This window comes from Pseudarthrobacter sp. PH31-O2, from assembly GCF_030063265.1.
Lineage (GTDB): Bacteria > Actinomycetota > Actinomycetes > Actinomycetales > Micrococcaceae > Arthrobacter.
Genome location: NZ_JASIST010000001.1, coordinates 330,950 through 350,014, shown reverse-complemented (window position 1 = coordinate 350,014; position 19,065 = coordinate 330,950). Strand labels below are relative to the sequence as shown.

The 19,065-nt window shown below is 67.8% G+C and carries 18 protein-coding genes; 8 read left to right on the top strand and 10 right to left on the bottom strand.

Going from position 1 to position 19,065, the window contains the following annotated elements; all coding sequences use genetic code 11:
- The first annotated feature begins 193 nt into the window (after positions 1-193).
- Genes QMG72_RS01480 through QMG72_RS01470 form a run of 3 tightly spaced genes read left to right on the top strand, consistent with a single transcriptional unit; the run spans position 194 to position 4,904 of the window.
- Positions 194-1,216 (top strand): 3-oxoacyl-ACP synthase III, encoded by a 1,023-nt coding sequence (locus QMG72_RS01480; protein WP_226776181.1) that lies wholly within the window; start codon positions 194-196, stop codon positions 1,214-1,216.
- A complete protein-coding gene (locus QMG72_RS01475) occupies positions 1,210-3,936 on the top strand; it encodes an alpha/beta fold hydrolase (RefSeq protein ID WP_283479436.1) in 2,727 nt (908 codons plus the stop codon). Before QMG72_RS01480 ends, QMG72_RS01475 begins: the two co-directional genes overlap by 7 nt.
- Entirely contained in the window at positions 3,933-4,904 is a 972-nt protein-coding gene (locus tag QMG72_RS01470) for an NAD-dependent epimerase/dehydratase family protein (RefSeq protein ID WP_283479434.1), read from the top strand. Before QMG72_RS01475 ends, QMG72_RS01470 begins: the two co-directional genes overlap by 4 nt.
- 56 nt (positions 4,905-4,960) lie before the next feature.
- Here QMG72_RS01470 and mutM read toward each other — a convergent pair whose 3' ends face one another.
- From mutM to coaD, 5 genes are all read right to left on the bottom strand, one after another.
- Positions 4,961-5,932: a bifunctional DNA-formamidopyrimidine glycosylase/DNA-(apurinic or apyrimidinic site) lyase gene (mutM, locus tag QMG72_RS01465; RefSeq protein WP_226776185.1), complete on the bottom strand. Its 972-nt coding sequence runs from the start codon at positions 5,930-5,932 to the stop codon at positions 4,961-4,963.
- A 9-nt stretch (positions 5,933-5,941) separates the two neighbouring features.
- Complete coding sequence (gene rnc / locus QMG72_RS01460) at positions 5,942-6,697, bottom strand: ribonuclease III (protein ID WP_226776186.1); 756 nt, start codon at positions 6,695-6,697, stop codon at positions 5,942-5,944.
- A 21-nt stretch (positions 6,698-6,718) separates the two neighbouring features.
- Positions 6,719-6,922 carry a 50S ribosomal protein L32 gene (rpmF, locus tag QMG72_RS01455; RefSeq protein WP_009356569.1) on the bottom strand — a complete coding sequence of 68 codons (204 nt, stop codon included), beginning with the start codon at positions 6,920-6,922 and terminating at the stop codon, positions 6,719-6,721.
- 36 nt (positions 6,923-6,958) lie between these two features.
- On the bottom strand, positions 6,959-7,483 hold the full coding sequence (locus tag QMG72_RS01450; RefSeq protein WP_226776187.1) for a YceD family protein: 525 nt from the start codon (positions 7,481-7,483) through the stop codon (positions 6,959-6,961).
- A gap of 173 nt (positions 7,484-7,656) precedes the next feature.
- Positions 7,657-8,157: a pantetheine-phosphate adenylyltransferase gene (coaD, locus tag QMG72_RS01445; protein WP_226776188.1), complete on the bottom strand. Its 501-nt coding sequence runs from the start codon at positions 8,155-8,157 to the stop codon at positions 7,657-7,659.
- A 48-nt stretch (positions 8,158-8,205) separates the two neighbouring features.
- Here coaD and QMG72_RS01440 point away from each other — a divergent pair, with 48 nt between their 5' ends.
- Genes QMG72_RS01440 through QMG72_RS01430 form a run of 3 tightly spaced genes read left to right on the top strand, consistent with a single transcriptional unit; the run spans position 8,206 to position 11,050 of the window.
- Positions 8,206-9,060, top strand: a complete 855-nt coding sequence (locus QMG72_RS01440) for an SDR family NAD(P)-dependent oxidoreductase (RefSeq protein WP_283479422.1) — start codon at positions 8,206-8,208, stop codon at positions 9,058-9,060.
- Complete coding sequence (locus tag QMG72_RS01435) at positions 9,060-10,268, top strand: aminotransferase class I/II-fold pyridoxal phosphate-dependent enzyme (RefSeq protein WP_283479421.1); 1,209 nt, start codon at positions 9,060-9,062, stop codon at positions 10,266-10,268. The genes QMG72_RS01440 and QMG72_RS01435 overlap by 1 nt, the downstream gene beginning before the upstream one ends.
- The gene (locus tag QMG72_RS01430) at positions 10,268-11,050 is read left to right on the top strand and encodes a spermidine synthase (protein ID WP_283479420.1); all 783 of its coding nucleotides are present in this window, start codon (positions 10,268-10,270) and stop codon (positions 11,048-11,050) included. Before QMG72_RS01435 ends, QMG72_RS01430 begins: the two co-directional genes overlap by 1 nt.
- Here QMG72_RS01430 and rsmD read toward each other — a convergent pair.
- From rsmD to QMG72_RS01410, 4 genes are read right to left on the bottom strand one after another with little or no spacing between them, the layout of a single operon-like run.
- Entirely contained in the window at positions 11,047-11,676 is a 630-nt protein-coding gene (gene rsmD, locus QMG72_RS01425) for a 16S rRNA (guanine(966)-N(2))-methyltransferase RsmD (RefSeq protein ID WP_283479419.1), read from the bottom strand. The genes QMG72_RS01430 and rsmD overlap by 4 nt on opposite strands.
- Positions 11,677-11,706: 30 nt before the next feature.
- Positions 11,707-14,001 (bottom strand): ATP-dependent DNA helicase RecG, encoded by a 2,295-nt coding sequence (locus QMG72_RS01420; protein WP_283479418.1) that lies wholly within the window; start codon positions 13,999-14,001, stop codon positions 11,707-11,709.
- Positions 13,991-15,064, bottom strand: coding sequence for a DAK2 domain-containing protein (locus QMG72_RS01415; RefSeq protein WP_226776240.1), 1,074 nt, complete (start codon positions 15,062-15,064; stop codon positions 13,991-13,993). The genes QMG72_RS01420 and QMG72_RS01415 overlap by 11 nt, the downstream gene beginning before the upstream one ends.
- 22 nt (positions 15,065-15,086) lie before the next feature.
- On the bottom strand, positions 15,087-16,133 hold the full coding sequence (locus QMG72_RS01410) for a thiamine-phosphate kinase (RefSeq protein WP_283479416.1): 1,047 nt from the start codon (positions 16,131-16,133) through the stop codon (positions 15,087-15,089).
- Positions 16,134-16,314: 181 nt separating this feature from the next.
- On the opposite strand from QMG72_RS01410, the gene QMG72_RS01405 reads away from it, so the two are divergent.
- Positions 16,315-16,893 carry a YdcF family protein gene (locus QMG72_RS01405; protein ID WP_283479415.1) on the top strand — a complete coding sequence of 193 codons (579 nt, stop codon included), beginning with the start codon at positions 16,315-16,317 and terminating at the stop codon, positions 16,891-16,893.
- Here QMG72_RS01405 and QMG72_RS01400 read toward each other — a convergent pair.
- A complete protein-coding gene (locus QMG72_RS01400; protein ID WP_283479414.1) occupies positions 16,884-18,152 on the bottom strand; it encodes a glycosyltransferase family 4 protein in 1,269 nt (422 codons plus the stop codon). The two genes, QMG72_RS01405 and QMG72_RS01400, sit on opposite strands and share 10 nt — an antisense overlap.
- 536 nt (positions 18,153-18,688) lie before the next feature.
- Between QMG72_RS01400 and QMG72_RS01395 the strand changes: the two genes are divergently transcribed.
- Positions 18,689-18,964: a hypothetical protein gene (locus QMG72_RS01395; protein ID WP_283479412.1), complete on the top strand. Its 276-nt coding sequence runs from the start codon at positions 18,689-18,691 to the stop codon at positions 18,962-18,964.
- Positions 18,965-19,065 lie beyond the last annotated feature (101 nt).

Here is a 19,065-nt window from a genome sequence, read left to right as displayed (position 1 = left end):
ACAGCCGCGGATACCTACAATCTACTGCGGGGCCGTGACATTTCCGTGCAGCGGCCCGCAACCACGGCGCAGATGCCTCTCAATCTGCAGATGCAGGAATGGATTGACACCGGACGTAGTTAAGCTCTTGGGCTTGCGCTTGAAGGTGCACTCACCCGCCTGAGCGCAGGACACACACGAACAGAGGCTTGAATTGATAGGGAATGCAACATTCCGGCACCGCAACACCGCCTTGCTTTCGGTGACCAGCGTCGAAGCTCCGAGGATCATCAGTTCCACGGATTTCGACCACAAACTGTCCGCCACACTGCGCCGGTTGAAATTCCCGCCAAAGCTGCTGGAACGCGTTGCCGGCGTCACCCACCGGCGGTGGTGGGCCCCCGGGACATCGTTCGACGACGCCGCCATCGAGGCGGGCGCAAAGGCCTTGGCCGAGTCCGGCATCGAAGCAACCGAGGTGGGCCTGCTAATCAATACCTCCGTGACGCGGCGGAACCTCGAACCGTCGGTCGCGGTGAAAATCCACCATGGGCTCGGCCTGCCGTCGTCCGCGATGAACTTCGACCTTGCCAACGCCTGCCTCGGCTTTGTCAACGGCATGACACTGGCGGCCAACATGATCGACTCCGGCCAGATCAAGTACGCGGTGATTGTCAACGGAGAGGACGCCCAGGCTACGCAGGAGGCCACCCTGGCCCGGCTGCAGCGGCCGGAGACCACCCGCGCGGACTTCAACCGCGAGTTTGCCACCCTGACCCTCGGTTCCGGCGCCGCTGCGGCAGTCCTGGGCCCGGCGGACGAGCACCCCGGGGCGCACCGGATCCTTGGCGGCGTGATGCGCGCCGGAACAGAGCACCACGAGCTGTGTGTGGGCGGCATCGACGGTATGACAACGGATACAAAGGGCCTGCTCGACGGCGGCCTGCAGCTGGTAGTCGACGCCTGGCATGAGGCGCAGCCGGAATGGGACTGGGGCTCGATGGACCGTTATGTCACGCACCAGGTGAGCACCGCCTACACCCAGGCCATCATCGACGCCATCGACCTGGATCCGGATAAGGTGCCCATCACGTTCCCGCACTGGGGCAACGTGGGACCGGCTTCCCTCCCGATGACCCTGGCCGCCGAGGCGCAGAACCTTGGATCCGGTGACCGTGTGCTGTGCATGGGCGTCGGTTCGGGCCTCAACACCGCGATGGTGGAAATCGTTTGGTAGCCGGCGGCTGGCCCGGCGTCGACCCGGAATGGTCGCGCGAAATCGAGGTGGCGTCCGGCTCAGCTGCTGATCCGCCCGGAACGGTGCGCCGCTGGCACCTGCTCGACAACGGCGCGCAGCTCTCCCGCCGCGGGCTGACACCGGCCGGGACCGTGCTGTGTGTGCACGGCAACCCCACCTGGTCCTACCTGTGGCGGACCCTGCTGGCCGCCGGATCTGACCCCGCGCACCCCTGGCGGGTGGTCGCGGTGGATCAGCTGGACATGGGCTTCTCCGAGCGCACCGGCACGTTCCGGCGGCTGGCGGACCGGATCAGTGATCTCGGCGACCTCACCGCCGCGCTCGGCCTGGACGGTCCGGTGGTCACCGTCGGCCACGACTGGGGTGGTGTGATCAGCCTCGGCTGGGCCCTGGCCCATCCGCAGCAGCTCGCCGGCGTTGTCCTGACGAACACCGCCGTGCACCAGCCCGCGGACTCGCCCATCCCGCCGGCGCTGCGGCTTGCCCTGCACCCGGCCGTGCACCGCTGGGGAACCACAACGTCGGACGCCTTCCTGCGGGTGACGCACTCCCTGGCGCACCCGCCGCTGGCCGCGGACGTCCGCAGCACCTACCTGGCCCCCTATCGCGGCGCCGGCCGCCGCGACGGCGTGGGAAACTTCGTCGCGGACATTCCCGTCGACGCGTCCCATCCCAGCTTTCCCGCACTCAACCGGGTTGCCGAGGGCCTGCGCGGGCTGAGCGTGCCGGCACTGATGCTCTGGGGACCCCGGGACCCGATCTTCTCCGACCGGTACCTCAAAGACCTGCTGGGCCGGCTGCCGCACGCAAAAGTCCACCGCTTCGAGGGCGCCGGCCACCTGGTCGCCGAGGACCGGGACATCGCCACGCCCATCTTCGAGTGGCTCGCCGGGCACTGCGCCAACAGCGATCCGGCAAACGCCGAGGCGGCTGGCCCGATCGGGGCTGGCCCGATCGGGGCTGGAACGATCGGGGCTGGCGCTGCGCAGCCTGCCCCGACGCCGGCCCACGGCATCCCGGCCCCGGCCCTGTGGGCGCCGCTCACGGAGCTCGCGGCGGGACCCGACGGCGCCGGGACCGCCGTCGCGGAGATGGCCGCGGACGGCACCGTGGCACGGGCATTAAACTGGCGGGACCTGGAACAGCATGTTGCAGCCACCGCCGCAGGACTGGCGGACACCGGCGTCCGGGCCGGCAGCCGGGTCAGCCTGATGGTTCCGCCGGGCGTGGACCTGACGGTGGTGCTGTACGCCTGCCTGAGGCTGGGCGCCGTGGTGGTGGTGGCCGACGCGGGCCTCGGCACCCGCGGCCTGAGCCGCGCCGTCAAGGGCGCTACCCCGGATTTCCTGATCGGAATCGAGAAGGCCCTTGCCGCCGCCGCCGTGCTCGGCTGGCCTGGACGGCGGATCAGCGTGCGTGACCTGCCGGCTGCCCGCCGCCGGCTCCTCGCCGTGGAAACCTCCCTCCCTGCGCTCACCCGCCGGGGCAATGCACTGTCCGGGATGCCAGCACCGCAGGCACCGGATGCGGACGCGCCAGCGGCGGTGCTCTTCACCTCGGGCTCCACCGGCCCCGCCAAGGGCGTGCTTTACACGCACCGGCGCCTGGCCGCGATGCGGGACACCGTGGCCAGGACGCTGGAGATCCGCCCGGGCGCGCGGTTGGTGGCGGGTTTTGCGCCGTTCGCACTGTTGGGACCAGCCTTGGGAGCCGTCTCCGTAACGCCCGCCATGGACGTCACGGCTCCGGGCACCCTGACCGCCCAGGCACTGGCACACGCCGCGGCGGCCATCGACGCCACAGTGGTCTTCGCTTCCCCGGCGGCGCTGCGCAACGTCCTCGCCACCCGGGACGGCCTGGGCACCGCGGGGCACCGGGCGCTGGAGCGTGTGGAGCTGCTGCTCTCCGCCGGCGCCCCCGTTCCCGAAGCCCTCCTCGCCGGCGTGCAGCGGCTGCTGCCGCACGCCTCGCTGCATACCCCGTACGGAATGACCGAAGCGCTGCCCGTCACGGACATCAGCTTCGAACAGATCCGCGACGCCGGGGCGGACGCGGCTGCCGGAACCATGGCCGGCGCCGGCAACGGCGTGTGTGTGGGACAGCCGGTTTACGGCGCCCGGGTGGCCCTGATCCCGCTCGCTGCCGACGGCACCGCCCCCGGAGACAACCCGGTCACGGAACCGGGAGTCACCGGCGAGATCCTGGTCAGCGCCCCGCACGTAAAAGAGAGCTACGACAGGCTCTGGCTGACCCAGCTTGAGAGTGCCCGCACCGCCGGGTGGCACCGCACCGGCGATGTGGGGCACTTCGACGCCGCGGGCCGGCTCTGGGTGGAAGGCCGCCTCGCACACGTTGTGACGGGCCCGGATGCCGTTCTCACCCCCGTGGGCACCGAGCAGTCCCTTGAACGGCTGGACGGCGTCGGGCCTGCCGCCCTCGTCGGAGTGGGCCCGGCGGGAACGCAGGCCGTTGTGGCCGTCGTCGAGACCGTCCCGCCCGCGCGCCGGTCCGGCCCCGCGGCACCGGAACTGGCAGCGCGGGTCCGGGCGGCCGCCCGGGCAGACGGCGTGAACGTCGCTGCCGTGCTGGTGGTCCGGGCCCAGCCGACGGACATCCGCCACAATGCCAAGATCGACCGCACCCGCCTGGCCCGGTGGGCGTCCGGAGTCCTGGCCGGCGGCCGGGCAGGCACACCTTGAGGGTGCTCGTGACCGGCGCGAGCGGCCTGCTCGGCGGGGAAGTGGCCCGGCAGCTCGTGCGCCAGGGCCACGACGTCACCACCTTCCAGCGCCGCCCCTCGGGCATCGCCGGCGCGGCCGACCTGACCGGGTCCATCACGGACCCGAGCGCCGTCCGCCGCGCCGTCGCCGGCACCGAAGGCGTCATCCACTTGGCCGCGAAGGTCTCCTTCACCGGACGGGCCGCGGAGTTCGACGCGGTGAATGTCGCGGCCACCGGCAGCTTGCTCGGTGCGGCCCGCGAGGCCGGGGTCCGGTCAGTGGTGTTCGTCTCCTCCCCCTCCGTGGCAAATTCCGGCGCTGCCATCGCCGGGCTGGGCGCCGATCCGGCCGACCCGGCCCGCGCGCACGGCGACTACTCCCGCACCAAGGCCGCGGCCGAACTGCTGGCACTGGCCGCGGACTCAGCGGAATTCAGGGTCGCGGCGGTGCGCCCGCACATCGTCTGGGGTCCCGGGGATACACAGCTGGTGGAACGGGTCCTGGACCGCGCCGGCCGCGGCCGGCTGCCGCTGCTCGACTCCGGGGCGGCCCTGATTGACACCACGTATGTGGACAATGCCGCCTCGGCGATCGTCGCCGCGTTGCATCGGATGGAGCACATTCACGGCCGGGCGCTGGTCATCAGCAACGGGGAACCCCGGCCGGTCGGTGAGCTGCTGGCGGGCATTTGCGCCGCGGGCGGCGTCCCGGCGCCGTCGTGGAAGGTCCCGGGCGGCCTCGCGCGGGCGGCCGGATCGCTGGTGGAAAAGCTCTGGACCCGGGCCGGCCGGACTGCGGAACCTCCCATGACCAGGTTCCTTGCCGAGCAGCTCTCCACTGCCCACTGGTTTGACCAGCGCGAGACCCGCAAACTCCTCGACTGGACCCCGGCCGTCACGCTGGACGAGGGCCTGGCGCGGCTGGCCCGGCACTACGGCCGGCACTAGACCGCGCGGTGTCCGGGTGCCGGTCCGTCCGCGGGCTCAGTTACCAGCGGGCTCAGTTACCAGCGGCCGTTCCGTGGCCGCGGTTGGCAGACGGGGCAGGTGTAGGAGGAACGGTTCATAAACTGTTCGCGCTTCATCAGGCTCACCAGGCCGACGGCGGCGCAGCGCTTGCACTCCTGGCCTTCGCGGCCGTAGGCGTTGAGCGCGCGGTCGAAGTACCCGGAGGCCCCGTTGACGTTGACGTAGAGCGAATCAAAACTTGTCCCGCCGGCGGCCAGGGCATCCGTCATGACCTCGCGCGCGGCGTCCAGGACCCGCAGGGCGTCGGCCCGGCGCAGGGTGTCGGTGGGCCGGGCATAATGCAGCTTCGCCCGCCAAAGAGACTCGTCCGCGTAGATATTGCCGATCCCGGAGACCAGCCCCTGATCAAGCAGTGCACGTTTGAGGCCTGTCTTCCGGGCCCGCAGACGCCGGTAGAACTCCTCGAAGGAGAACTCCGGGTCCAGCGGGTCCCGCGCGATGTGGGCGGCTTCCGCAGCAATCAGCGGCAGCGGCGTTTCGGCCAGGCCGCCGGGACCGCCGTCGGCCGTGGGGATCAGCGAGGTGAGGAACAGGCCGCCGAAGATCCGCTGGTCCACAAAGCGGAGCTGGTCGGGCATACCGTCGGCCGGGCTGAGCTGCAGCCGCACTTTCAGGTGCTTCTCGTCGGCACTGGAGGATTCCTGCATCAACAGTTGCCCGGACATCCCCAGATGCGCCATCAGCGCTACAGTGGGCCTGCCGCTCTCGGACCGGCCGACGTCGGGCGGGGCCCCGGGCGTGTCCGCCAGCGGCAGCCAGAGGAACTTGCCGCGCCGGACGACGTCCAGGACGCGGGCGCCTTCAAGGTTTCCGGCGAAGTCCTCCGGACCGAGCGTGTGCCGGCGGATGGAGCGGGGGTCCACCACCTCGACGGCGGTGATGGTCCGGCCCCGGACCCAGTCGACCAGTCCGCGGCGGACCACTTCAACCTCGGGCAGTTCAGGCACGGTGCGTGCCTAGGCGCCGGGCTGGGACTGCAGTTGCTGCCCCTCGGGCGCGGGTTCGACGGGCACCGCTGCCGGTTCCGCCGCCGGCGGTGCGGAGAGCCTGCGCCAGGCGTCCGCTGCAGCTTCCTGTTCGGCCTCTTTTTTGGAGTTTCCGGAGCCGTTGCCGTAGTCGTTGCCGCCGATCCGCAGGATGGCCTCGAACGTGCGGGCGTGGTCCGGCCCGGAACCCTCCACTGCATAGTTGATCGTCCCGAGCTGGCGGGCGGCCGCCAGCTCCTGGATGTTCGTTTTCCAGTCGGTCCCCGCGCCGAGCGCAGCGGCGTCCTTCAGCAACGGCCCGATCAGCCGCATGACCAGCTGGCGTGCGGTTTCAATGTCATTGGAGATATAGGTGGCGCCGATCAGCGCTTCCATGGTGTCCGCAAGGATGGACGCTTTGTTTTTACCCTCGGTGAGCTTTTCGCCCTGCCCCAGATAGATGAACTCCCCGAGCCCGATGCTGCGGCCGATGCCCGCGAGGGCACGGGTGCTCACGACGGCGGACCGGCGCTTGGCCAGGTCCCCTTCGGGCAGTGTGGGGTTGTCACGGTACAAAGCGTCGGTGACCGAGAACCCCAAAATGGAGTCGCCCAGGAACTCGAGACGTTCGTTGGTGGGGATACCGCCGTTTTCGTAGGCGTAGGAACGGTGTGTGAGCGCAAGACGAAGCGTCCCGGCGTCAATAGAGACACCGAGACGCTTCAGAAGCTCTTCAGTTGAAGACATCTTAGTCAGCCAGTTGGCGGATTAGACGTCTGCGACCTTGCGGCCCTTGTATTCAAGGAACAGCGCGGTGCCAGCCGAGTCGGTAACGACCTTTGCCTGGTGCGGCAGGCTGTATGTAACCTGGCCGTTCTCGACAGTCTTCACCAGGTGGGGGGCGGTTGCCTTCCACTGGGAGCGGCGGGCGCGGGTATTCGAGCGAGACATTTTCCGCTTCGGGACAGCCACGGCTAACTCATTTCTCTCTAGTCCAACACTTACAAATCAGTTTTGCCGGTCAGGCTTAGCCAAGTCAGCTAGGGCAGCCCAGCGAGGATCTACCACCTCGTGGTGATGCCCCGGCTCGTCTTCCAGGCGAACTCCGCATTCGGAGCAAAGGCCCTGGCAGTCTTCCCGGCACACCGGCTGGAACGGCAGTATGGTAACAACTGCGTCCCGCAACACCGGTTCAAGATCGATCAGATCGTGCTCGACTCGACGTTGCTCTTCTTCGTCTTCTTCATCCGAGAACTCTGCGTCCTCGTAGAAGAAAAGTTCTTGCACATCGACCTCTTGGTCATACGCAAGGGGATCCAGGCATCGGCCGCATTCGCCAGTAACTTCTACGTGCGCGGTTCCTGATACCAAAATTCCTTCGTGTACGGCCTCCAGCCGCAGATCCAGCTCAACATCCGAGCCTTGCTGCACACCAATGAGCGCCACACCAAGATCTTCTGGTGCGGGTACATGTTCCTTCAGCGTCCGCATGCTTCCCGGACTGCGTCCGAGGTCCTTGACGTCGAACGCCAAGGGCGAACTAGCATCTCGTTTAATGAGAACTCCTGTTGAACATATGACCGACGTACTATCTTAGCCTGATCTTCCGGGCGGACTCAAACCGGGGGCACACCCGCGGTTCACACCGCAGGCCGCTTAGGTTTCGGCCGCGCAACCGGCAGCAGGCCGCCGAGTACCGATCAAGCTTACCCTCTGCGCGGCTGGTCCTGGACCGGGTCGCCGCCGCGCAGCCGTTTCAGCACGGAGCGGGGCACAAACTCGGACACATTGCCGCCCAGGGAAAACACTTCCTTGATCAGCGTCGAAGACAAGTGCAGGTAGTGGCTTTCGGCCGGAAGGAAGACCGTCTCGACGCCGGTGAGTTGGCGGTTCATCGTCGCCATCGGCAGTTCGTAGTCGAAGTCGGAGGAGGAACGCAGGCCCTTGACGATGGCGGACACCCCCCGCTGGCGGCAGTACTCCGCGAGCAGTCCCTCCCCTACCGGTTCCACAACTATGCCGCGCAGGGACGCCAGGGTTTCCCTGGCCATATCAAGGCGTTCCTCGAGGGTGAAGCGGTATTTCTTGGCGTAGTTTGTGGAGACGCCCACAATAACCTCGTCAAAGAGACCGGCGGCCCTGGCGATGACTTCCAGGTGGCCGTTGTGGATCGGATCAAAGGAGCCAGGGCATACGGCGCGTCTCATGCTCCGAACCTACCGTATTGCCGGCACCGGCCGGGATAGCATGGCTGAATGTCAGCATCAAGCATTCCCTTTACCGTCTCCGGCGGCGCGGTTCTCGTGACCGGGGCCGCCATGGGCATGGGCCGCCTGTACGCCCTGCGGGCGGCCCGCGAGGGCGCCGCCGTCGTAATTCTCTGGGACGTCGACGCCGACGGCCTCGCCAAGACCGCAGCCGAGGTAGCCGCCCTCGGAGCGCGCGCCGTCGTCCGGGAGGTGGATCTCGCCGACCGCGCAGCGATTGCCGACGCCGCCGAAACGTGCCGGGAGGAAGGCCCGCTGACCCTGCTGGTCAATAACGCCGGAATCGTTCGCGGCGCGCTCTTCTGGGACCACAGCCCGGAGCGGGACATCGCACTGACCATGGATATCAACGCGCTGGCACCGATGTACGTCACCCACGCGTTCCTGCCGGCCATGATGGCCGACGCCGGCCGGCCCCGCCGGATCCTCAACATCGCCTCGGCCGCCGGCACCGTCTCCAATCCGCGGATGAGCGTGTACGCCGCGTCCAAGTGGGCTGTCATCGGCTGGAGCGATTCGCTCCGGCTGGAGCTCGAACAGCAAGGCTTCGGCCACCTCGCAGTCACGACGTTCTGCCCCAGCTACATTTCCACCGGGATGTTCGAGGGCGCCCGCGGACCGCTGCTGACGCCGCTGATGACCCCGGACGACGCCGTTGACCGCGCCTGGCGGGCCACTGCCGCCGGCCGGCCGCAACTGATCGCCCCGGCGGCTGCGCAATTGGGCAAGGTGCTGCGCGGCATACTGCCGGTGCGGGCCTGGGACTTCGTGGGCGGGAAGGTGTTCGGGATCTACGCCACGATGGACAAGTTCACCGGGCGCGGCCGGAAGACGGGCAGCTGATGAACTTCCCCCAACCGTCCCCCTGGCAGCGGACCGCCTCAGGAGCGAACCTGCTCTCCCCCGACGGCAGCCTCGGCGTCACCATCTTCGAGGAAATGACCACCCTCGCCCTGCAGACGGGTGCCATCAACCTCGGCCAGGGTTTCCCGGACGAAGACGGCCCGGTGGAAATCAAGGCTGCCGCGCAGGCCGCCATCGCTGCCGGCGCCAACCAGTACGCCCCCGGGAAGGGCATCCTGGAGCTGCGGGAGGCGATTTCCCTGCACCAGGAACGCTTCTACGGGCTGGCCCCGGATCCGCAAACCGAAATTATTGTCACTACCGGCGCCACCGAGGCCATCGCCGCCTCGCTGTTGGCGCTTGTGGGGACGGGCGACGAGGTCCTCACCTTCGAGCCGTTCTACGACTCCTACGGTGCGATTATTGGCCTCTCCGGTGCCCGGCACGTCACCGCACCGCTGCTGGCCCCCGACTTTATGCCGGACCTGGACGCGCTCGAGGCAGCGTTCAGCAGCCGCACCAAGGTGGTGCTGGTGAACAACCCGCACAATCCCACCGGGGCGGTGTTCCCGCTCGAGGTGCTCGAACGCGTCGTCGAGCTCGCCACCAGGTACAACGCCGTGATCATCACCGACGAGGTGTACGAGCACCTCACCTTTGGTGCCCGGCACATCCCGGTGGCCACGCTGCCGGGCGCCGCGGAACGGACGCTGACCATTTCTTCCGCCGGGAAGACCTTTTCTTTTACCGGCTGGAAGATCGGTTGGCTCAGCGGACCGGAGCATCTGGTCGCCGCCGCCCGCACGGTCAAGCAGTTCCTGAGCTACAGCTCCGGTACGCCGTTCCAGAGCGCCATTGCGGCCGGGCTGGGCCTGCCGGATGAGTTCTACACCGGAATCGCCGATACCCTCCAGCTCAAACGGGACGTCCTCAGTGACGGCCTGCGGGCTGCGGGCTTCGACGTGCTGACACCGCAGGGAACGTACTTCGTCAACGTGGACACGGCTCCGCTCGGCATCTCCGACGCCGTGGAGCTGGCCCGCCGCCTGCCGTCCCTGGTGGGTGTCGCAGCCATTCCGGTCGCGGTCTTTTGCCACCCGGTCGGCGCCGAACGCACCCGGAGCCTGCTGCGCTTCGCGTTCTGCAAGAAGATTAGCGTCCTGCAGGAAGCCGCCGAACGGCTTGCGACCCTCCGCGACCGGCTCTGATGCGGGACACTCCCGCGGCCACCCGCTTCCTGCGGACCACCGGCCAACACGCCACGATCGAACCCGATGCCTTTACCGACGGCGGCTTTGTGCTCAGCATCGGCGGGGCGGAACAGTCGCACGTCAACCTGGCCGAGCCCGCGGATATTTTCTACGAGTACCTGCGCCGGATCGGCCACGTGGTGGACCTCGCGGCACCGTGGGGCGAACCCATCACAGCGCTCCATCTTGGGGCCGGGGCGCTGACGCTTGCCCGCTACATCCAGGCCACCCGGCCGGGCTCGGTGCAGTACGCGGTGGAGCTGGAGCGGGAGCTGTTGGACTTTGTGCTGCAGCAGCTCCCGCTGCCGGACGGCACGGAGCTGCACCCGCTGATCGGCGACGCCAGGGCGGCCTTGGCCGAACTGCCGCCGGAACTGAGCTTCGACGTTGTGATCCTTGACATTTTCTCCGGGCCCGAGGCACCCGAACACCTCGCCTGCACCGAGTTTTACCGGGAGGCCGCGGCGAAGCTCACTGCCCGCGGCGTCCTGGTAGTTAATGTGGGCGACGAACCCGGGCTCACCCTGGTCCGCAGCCAGGTGGCCGCGCTGCGCCGGGCCATGACCGACGTCGCCGCTTGCGCTGAGACCGGCATGTTCAGCGGCCGCTATCCCGGCAACATCATCCTGGCCGGCACCCAGGGCCCGTGGCCGGAGGTGTGGACTGCAGCGCTTACCGCCCGCGGGCCGCACCCGGCGAAGGTATTGTCCGGGGTCGCGCTGGACGCAATGTCGGACTAGCCGTCACGCTCCGCTCCTTCCGCTGGTTCTGCCCCCAATGCGTCCGCCGGGACTTCTTCCACGCCCGGTTCGGCGAACCAGAGCTTCGTCTCCCCGTACTTGCGTTCCGCAAAGCGTTCCATCCCCGCCGGCCAGGACGGCTCGGGGGTCCGCGATGAACGCTCCACCACGACGACGGCACCTTCGGCCAGCTGCGGGACCAGCTGCGCGAGCACCGCGGCCAGCCCCGGCTCGTCCAGCGGGTAGGGCGGATCCAGGAAGACGAGGTCCCAGCGGGCACCCTCCTGGGTCCGTTCAAGGAACGAATCGACTTTCGAGCGGTGCACGGAAACCACTTTGCGCCCCACAACGGTATTAACGAGGTCGGCGTTGCGCTGGCAGACCGCGCTGGCCTTGCCGTCGAATTCCACCAGGTCCACACTGTGCGCGCCCCGGCTGGCACTTTCCACACCGAGGGAACCGGATCCCGCGTAGAGGTCCAGCACACGGGCGTCCGCTATCACCTCGAAGGCGTCCAGCCGCGAGAAGAGCGCTTCCTTGACCCGGTCGGTGGTGGGCCGGGTCAACGATCCCGGGACACTGACCAAGGTGCTGCCACCGGCGGCGCCGGCGATGATGCGGCTCATGCCCGTGCCGCCGGGGACGCCTGGATTTTCTTAGCCGCGTTCAAGGAACGCCTCCTTTTCCGGATTGAGGTATTCGTCGATTGCCGCGGCGAGGTCGGGGTGGGACTCCAGCGACGGGTCGGCGCCGACAATACGCCACGCGTCCTGCCGCGCCCGGGCGATCACGTCCTCGTGTTCCAGGACCCGCAGGAGCTTCAGCGTGGAACGGCCGCCGGACTGGGAGGCGCCCAGGATGTCGCCCTCCCGGCGCAGCTTGAGGTCCTCCTGCGAAAGTTCAAAGCCGTCGGTGGTCGCGGCGACGGCGTCGAGGCGGCGCCGGCTCGGATGGCCCGGTTCCAGCGTGGTCACGAGCAGGCACATACCCGGGAGCCCGCCGCGGCCCACCCGGCCGCGGAGCTGGTGGAGCTGGGAGATACCGAAGCGGTCCGCGTCAAGAATGACCATAAGGGTGGCGTTGTGCACATCCACACCCACCTCGATCACTGTTGTGGAGACCAGCAGCTTGGTTTGGTTGGCGGTGAAAGAGGCCATGGTGCCGGACTTGAGCACCGGGTCCTGCCGGCCGTGCAGCGGCGCCACGCTGACCCCGGCCAGGGCCGGTTCGTCGCGGAGCTGTTCGACGACGCCGGTGACGGATGCCAGTTCGCGTGCGCCGTTGTCGCCCGCGAGGTCAGCGTCGGACGGTTCGGCTTCGCCGGGGCTGAAGTCGCCGTCGTCGTCCGAGCCGATTTTGGGACAGACGATATAGACCTGGTGGCCGGCGTCGATCTCTTCCCGGGAGCGCGTCCAGATCCGCGTGGCCCAGGCCGGGTGCTCGGCGAGCCCGACGACGTGCGTGGTGATCGGCGCGCGGCCGGCCGGTAGTTCGTCGAGGACGGAGGTTTCCAGGTCACCGAACACTGTCATGGCCACTGTCCTCGGGATGGGCGTGGCGGTCATTACCAGCAGGTGCGGGGGTTTGCTGGCTTTGGAACGGAGCACGTCGCGCTGTTCGACGCCGAAGCGGTGCTGCTCATCGACCACGATCAGGCCCAAGTCGTAGAAGGAGACGTTGTCGCTGAGCAGGGCATGGGTGCCGATGATGATCCCGGCGTTCCCGGAGGCGGCATCCAACATTGCTTGTTTCCGGGCTGCCGTGGGCATGGAGCCGGTGAGCAGCGTGACCTGGACGGCGTCCGTGCCACCCAGCAGCCCATCCCGGGACAGCGGGCCGAGTGTGCGGCGGATCGAATCGAAGTGCTGCGCGGCGAGGACCTCGGTGGGCGCCAGCAGGGCAGCCTGTCCCCCCGCATCAACAACCTGCAGCATGGCGCGCAAGGCCACAATCGTTTTTCCGGAGCCGACTTCGCCCTGCAGCAGGCGGTTCATCGGCGAGTCCTGGGCGAGCTCCGCGGCCAGCGTCTTGCCGACGGCGGCCTGGCCGGCGGTCAGCGTGAACGGCAGCTGCCGGTCAAAGGCTGTCAGCAGGCCGTCCGCGAGGGGCCGGCGGGCGGTGGCTTCCTCCGCGGCGAGCTGGGCGCGGCGCCGGGCGAGCGCGGACTGGAGCACCAGCGCTTCCTGGTAGCGGAACCGGTCCTGTGCGTGCTGCCAGTCCGCGTTCCCTTGGGGGGCATGGATGAGCCGGTAGGCCTCCGCGATCGGCAGGAAGTGCTCCCGGTCCGCGATCTCCGCCGGCAACGGGTCCGGAACTGCATCGAGGTCTGCGGTGTCCAGCAGCGTCTCGATGACTTTCTGGATGGACCAGCTGGTGAGCTTGGCGGTGGCCGGATACACCGGGATAGGCATGGCCGCGAGCTTTTCCGGATCCTTGCCCGGAGCTTCCGGATCCTCGTCCAGCAGCAGGAAATCAGGGTTGGTCAGCCCCAGGGCACCGGCGTAGCGGGTGACCTTGCCGGAGAACAAGGCGCGCCGGCCCGGCAGCAGTGCGGCCTTGGCCCGGAAACCGTTGAAAAAGCTTACCTTCAGGGTGCCGGGGAGCCCGGTCCCGGCGTCGTCGGAAATCACGACGTCGGTCAGGGAACCACGGCGGGCGCGCATCGACCGGGTGCTGCTGGAGACGACCCGCGCGATGAGGGTAACGTCCTCGTCGAGCGGGACCTCACTGATCGGGGTGAGTTCGCCGCGGTCCAGGTAGCGGCGGGGGAAGTAATTCAGCAGACCGCCAACCGTGGTGATGCCGAGATGCTTTTCGATCACCGTCGCCGAACGCTTGCCGATCCGGCGTTCCAGGCCCAGCCCGAGTTCGGTGGTGCCCAGTTCGGTGGCGCCCAGATCGGTGGTGCCCAGTTCGGTGGCGCCCGGTTCGGTGCCGGGTTTAGCGTTCATATCCGTCGGCGGCCTGTCCTGCGGGTTCCCGGGGACCTGCGTCGTGCGGCTCGGCCTCCAATTCGGCCTCCGGCAGGGCGAGTTCTGACACGCTGATATCCGAGGGTTCGCCGAGGGCCCGGATCAGGGCCATGGCAAGTGCTGCCTCGGGCACATGGACGTGGACCCGCCAGCGGTATGCCCCGTTTGCGTCGGCGGTAGCGCCGGCCTGGCTCATGATGACGGACTCGCCGATTTCGTCGAGCCGTTGCCGCATCGTTGCAGCGTCGAGCGGCGAGAGCGTGATGGTGCACATAACTTCCACACCTTCGTCCCGCGGCATACCGGCATGGATGTGCGGGTCCTGCACGTCGTAGCCGTGCAGGCCGTCCAGGAGCTGGTCCTGGAGTTCCTCGCCGAGCACGGCGGAACGGAGGCAGTCGAGGATCAGCAGCATCCCCACGCCGCCGGCGTCCACCACGTGCGCTGCGTGCAGGGCCTCCAGCTGCCCTTCGGTGCGCACCACGGCCGCCAGCGCCGCTTCGACTGCGGCATCCAGGGCCAGGCCCAGGGCGTGGTTGCTGTCGTCACCGTTATGCTCGGCGTCCACTGTCGCGGCCGCGCGGGCGGCGGCTTCCATCACGGACAGCATGGTTCCCGGAACCGGATCACTTAGCGCGGACCAGGCCCGGAGCTGGGCGCGGTTCAACGCAGCGGCAAACAGCGGTGCGCTGAGCCGGTGGTGGCCGGCAAGCGGTTCGGCTGCGGCGCAGAGGAACACGGCGAACAGGGTGCCTGAGTTGCCGCGGGCCTGCTCCATGGCCGCCAGGCCGGCGCGGGACAAAACGGCCCCGACGTCGTTCTGCGCCGGGTCCGGCGGGCCGAAGGAGTGGATCGCCGGATCCGCGCTGATCACGGGCAGCGCGGAGGTGTCCAGGCAGTGCAGTGCCTGGGCAGCGGCCCGGACCGTGAGGTAAAGGTTCGTGCCGGTGTCGCCGTCGGCGACCGGAAAGATGTTGATGGCGTTCAGGCGGTCGCTGTGGTTTCCAAGCGTCGTTTCTGCCTTGCCCAACCACCGCTTCATCGCTTGCGCGTTGGCGGCAATTTTAGTCTGCAAAGTGATCCCATCCCACAGTGTCAGCGGGCCTGCCCGCTATTGTCACGCCCGTGCTGTCCGTTGGTGCAAGGGCCCCTACCGAGCCTAGCGCAGTGAAACCGTGAGGCAGCTGAACGCCCGGCGGGAATGTGGCAAGCAATCCATGATCCTCTCCGCCGCCCAGCACCCAGTCCAGCGGATCTGTGCGGAGCAGGTCGGCGGCCGGCCGGAGCGGGCCGGCCAGGACCTTCAAAACGGACGCGTCCAGGTTCAGCATCACGTGGCTGGCAGCTGCCAGCCGGTTGCCGTCTCGGACCAGCCCATCGGAAATGTCCATCATGGCCGTGGCCCCGCAGTCCCTGGCCAGCGGTCCCGCCGCGAGCGGCGGCAGGGGCCGGCACTGGGTGTCCAGGAGGGCGCGTTGGTCCCGGCTCAGGTCGCCGACCGGGACTGCCGATTCCAGCAGCGCAAGGCCCGCTGCGGCGCGTCCGAGGGTGCCAGCCAATGCCAGGGTGTCCCCCGGGCGCGCGCCGGACCGCAGCACGGCCGCCTTGCCGTCAAGGGTGCCGAGGATCGCGACGCTGACCGCGAGTTCGCGGCCCCGGCCCAGGTCTCCCCCCGCCACGGCGCAGCCCGGGGCGCCCAGTTCCCGGATGCCGGCGCTGATTCCGTCGGCGAAGTCCTCGACCCAGGCGACACGGGTGTCCGGGGGCATCGTGAGGCTGACGACGAGGGAGGTGGCCCGTGCCCCCATGGCGTTGATGTCGCTGAGGTTTTGTGCGGCGGCCTTCCAGCCGACGTCGTAGCCGGTGGTCCGGTAGCCGTTGTTCCACTCCAGGCGGAAGTCCTGGTCCACCACCTGCGTGTCGATGCTGAGGACCGTCCGGCCATCCGGCGCGGCCACAATCGCGGCGTCGTCGCCGGGGCCCAGGATCAGGGACGGGTTGTGCGCCTGGCCGTAGTGCAGGCGCGGGAAGATCCGCTCCAGGAGCTGGGATTCGGAGAGCTCCGCGACGGTCAGCGGGTCAGGGACGTGGTCAGGGAGGTGTTCAGGCACAGCACAACGCTACCGCGGGGGTCCGACGGCGGCGGGCGCGTGTCCGGGTCGGCGGGACGCAAGGTACTCCCGGAGCCGCTGAGCGGCTGCCGCGAATCCCGGCGGCTGGAGTGCCATTCGCCGGCTGCACGATCCCCGCCCGTTTTCCCTGCCACACCGGCCGCATGGAAGACTCATACGCATGCCCCTGCCCTTGCCCGCCCTGAATCCCCTGGGCGCCCGGATTCTTGGGTGGATTTCAGGGGCTGTACTACTGTGGCTGGTCCTCGCCTTTCAACTCTTTGTCAACGTGGATCCCTTGACTGTCCACCGCACCGATGCCGTTATTATGCTCGGCGGAGCCGCGGCCGAGCGCCTGCCGGTCGCGGAGCAGCTGCAACATGAGTACGGCATCCCCGTTCTGGTCCTTTCCCACACAGACACCCCCGGCAATTCGGCCGCCGATGCCGTCTGTAACACCGCCGCTTTTCCCAGCGCCCGGCTCCTGTGTTTCCGCCCCGATGAATACGACACCCGCGGGGAGGCGCGTGCCATCGGCAAGATTGCCGCGGAGAACGGCTGGAAATCCATCACTGTCGTGTCCTCCAGCTACCACGTCGCCCGGGCGCAGCGGCTGCTGGAGCAATGCACGACGGCGGACGTCCAAGTGGTGAATTCACACCCGGACTTGAGCGTGGGACGGTGGCTGCGGCGGTTTGTCATTGAGACCGGCGGCCTTATTGATGTCTCCCTGCGGCCGGAATGTTCGGATCAGCGCTGAGGGGCTGGGGTTTCGCTCAGGAGATCTGAGATGATCGCCATATATTTCGCAGCCAGCTGTGTATAGTCTGCGTGCTCCTTCACCCATTGGCGGCTGGCCTCGGAACGGACCAGCCGGGAGCGGTCGGCGGCCAGTTCACGCCATAGCGCGGCCACGGCCTCAGGGTTGCTGGGCACGATATCGCCGGCCTCAGCGTCCTCAATGATGCGGGCTGCCTCACCTTTGACGACGGCCGTTACATGGCGACCGACGGCCAGAACCTCGTAGGTCTTGGACGGGATGGTGGTCTCGAATGACTTCCAGTCATCGCGCAGCGAGACGATGCAAGTGTCCGCCGAGGCATAGCGGTCCATCACGTCCTGGCCATGCAACGGCGGGTGGAATGTTACAGGCGCTCCAAGTTCTGCTGCCAGTTTTTCCAACGCCGGGCTCTGGGTTCCGTGTCCCACCAGGTGCAGGTGCATGGCATCACCCACCAGGGCGCTGGCCCGGATTGCCACGTCTAGCCGCTGGCTTTCGCCGTGGTTTCCGAGGTAGAGCGCTTCAAACACATCCCGCTCCGGCGCCGGGGGTCCCATCACAGGGATGGTGTCAACGTGAAGTCCGTTGCTCACAGTCGCGACGTTTTGCAACCCACGGGAGCGCAATGTGTGGGCGAATCCCTCTGTTACCGTCACCACCAGATCGGCATGCTTTTGGACAAACTCCACCGCCGTTTCAACCACGCTCTTGACGCGACCGCGCACCATCCGGGAATCCCGGGCCAGGTCTGGCCAGGCGTCGCGCATTTCCACAATCAGGGGAACCCGCCGTAGCCGGGCCAGCAGATATCCCGCGGCAAGGATCGGCAGGCTCGGCGCAGTGACGATCACCACGTCGGGCCGCCGCGTCAGCAGACCCAAGGGCACCGACAGTGCGGCTGAAAAACACTGGCCCAACAGTCTAGCCAGGTGCGAGTTGCCGTGCGGCAAGTACGGTACCCGCCTGATCAGCTCGGTGAACTGACCTTCCTGCCTCCGGAAGGCCCGTCCGGCGAGTTCGGGGGGAAGCTCGCGCCGGCCCGCCGGGAAATGCGCCACCGGAGTAACCACATCAAATTCCCAGCCGAAGGCGCAGAATTCCCTTAGCAGGGCCGTCCAGCGTCGCTGAGGGGGGCTGTTCTCCGGCCAGTACGAGTGGGCAAGCAGGGTTACGCGCGCGGCCTTGGGCTCGGCGGCAGGGCTGTCCGGATCGGGGCCGGGCGCTTGCAGTGGCGGCATTCCGGGCTACTTCCAGGTCCTGGCAGCCGTAGATAAGTTCGGCGGGCATGCCCCATGTGTTGTTTTCAAGTGCTCCCCCAAAGCCGGTATATCTCGGTGCGTCGTGTTGTTCGTCGTCGAACCTTCTGTACGTGTCGCTAGGCCAAAACAACACAGCATGTAATGTTACCTGCTCGCTTATGCGCAACGGGAACACTTGGCGGCCCGTCTTGGACTTATCCGCGTTCATTCCAGGCGAAGCCCTGCCAGCCAGGCTGCCGGGTTTAGGGTCTGTCGGCCTCTCAGCTCTGAGGAATCTGGTGGGGAGGGCTTCCAACAACGGCTGTTGATTCTTGACGCGCTGACACTCGCGGCGCTGAACGCCGCGGCGCGGGCAGCGGCGAGTCGCTTTTAGCGCCGATCCTAGAGTGCACTCGCGGCAGGAGTACATACCAAAGGGGCAGTGATGCAAGAATTGATGCGAGCGCGGCTGAAGTTCCGGCTGCTTGGCTGATGCCCGCAAGCGATTTAGCCGATGAGGCCAGGAGGAGAAGACGTTGGACGAGTCCCAAGGCACTCCCCCGTTGATCGCCGCCCCGCGCCATCTGCGAAAGCGTGTGCTTCACACCGAGATCCCCGATGCACTCCTGGTTCCAGGTGTTGACCCGTTGCCGGTGGAGGTCATCGAGCGTCCTGCAGCAAAGCGCCAAGCGGGAACCGCGCCAGCCAGAATCCAGGCCTTCGGACGTAAACGCGCCGTCGCGTTGATGGCCGTGATAGTTGTCTCAATCAGCATTGTGGCACTGGTCATCGCACTGGTTGTCGCGGGCTGAGCGCAGCCACAGCGTCTCGATGCGCCTCGCTAATGCACATTGATGAGGATCTCGATTCATTCATTCGTCGCGTCTTCCCGTAGCATCGTTGCCGACGCCGT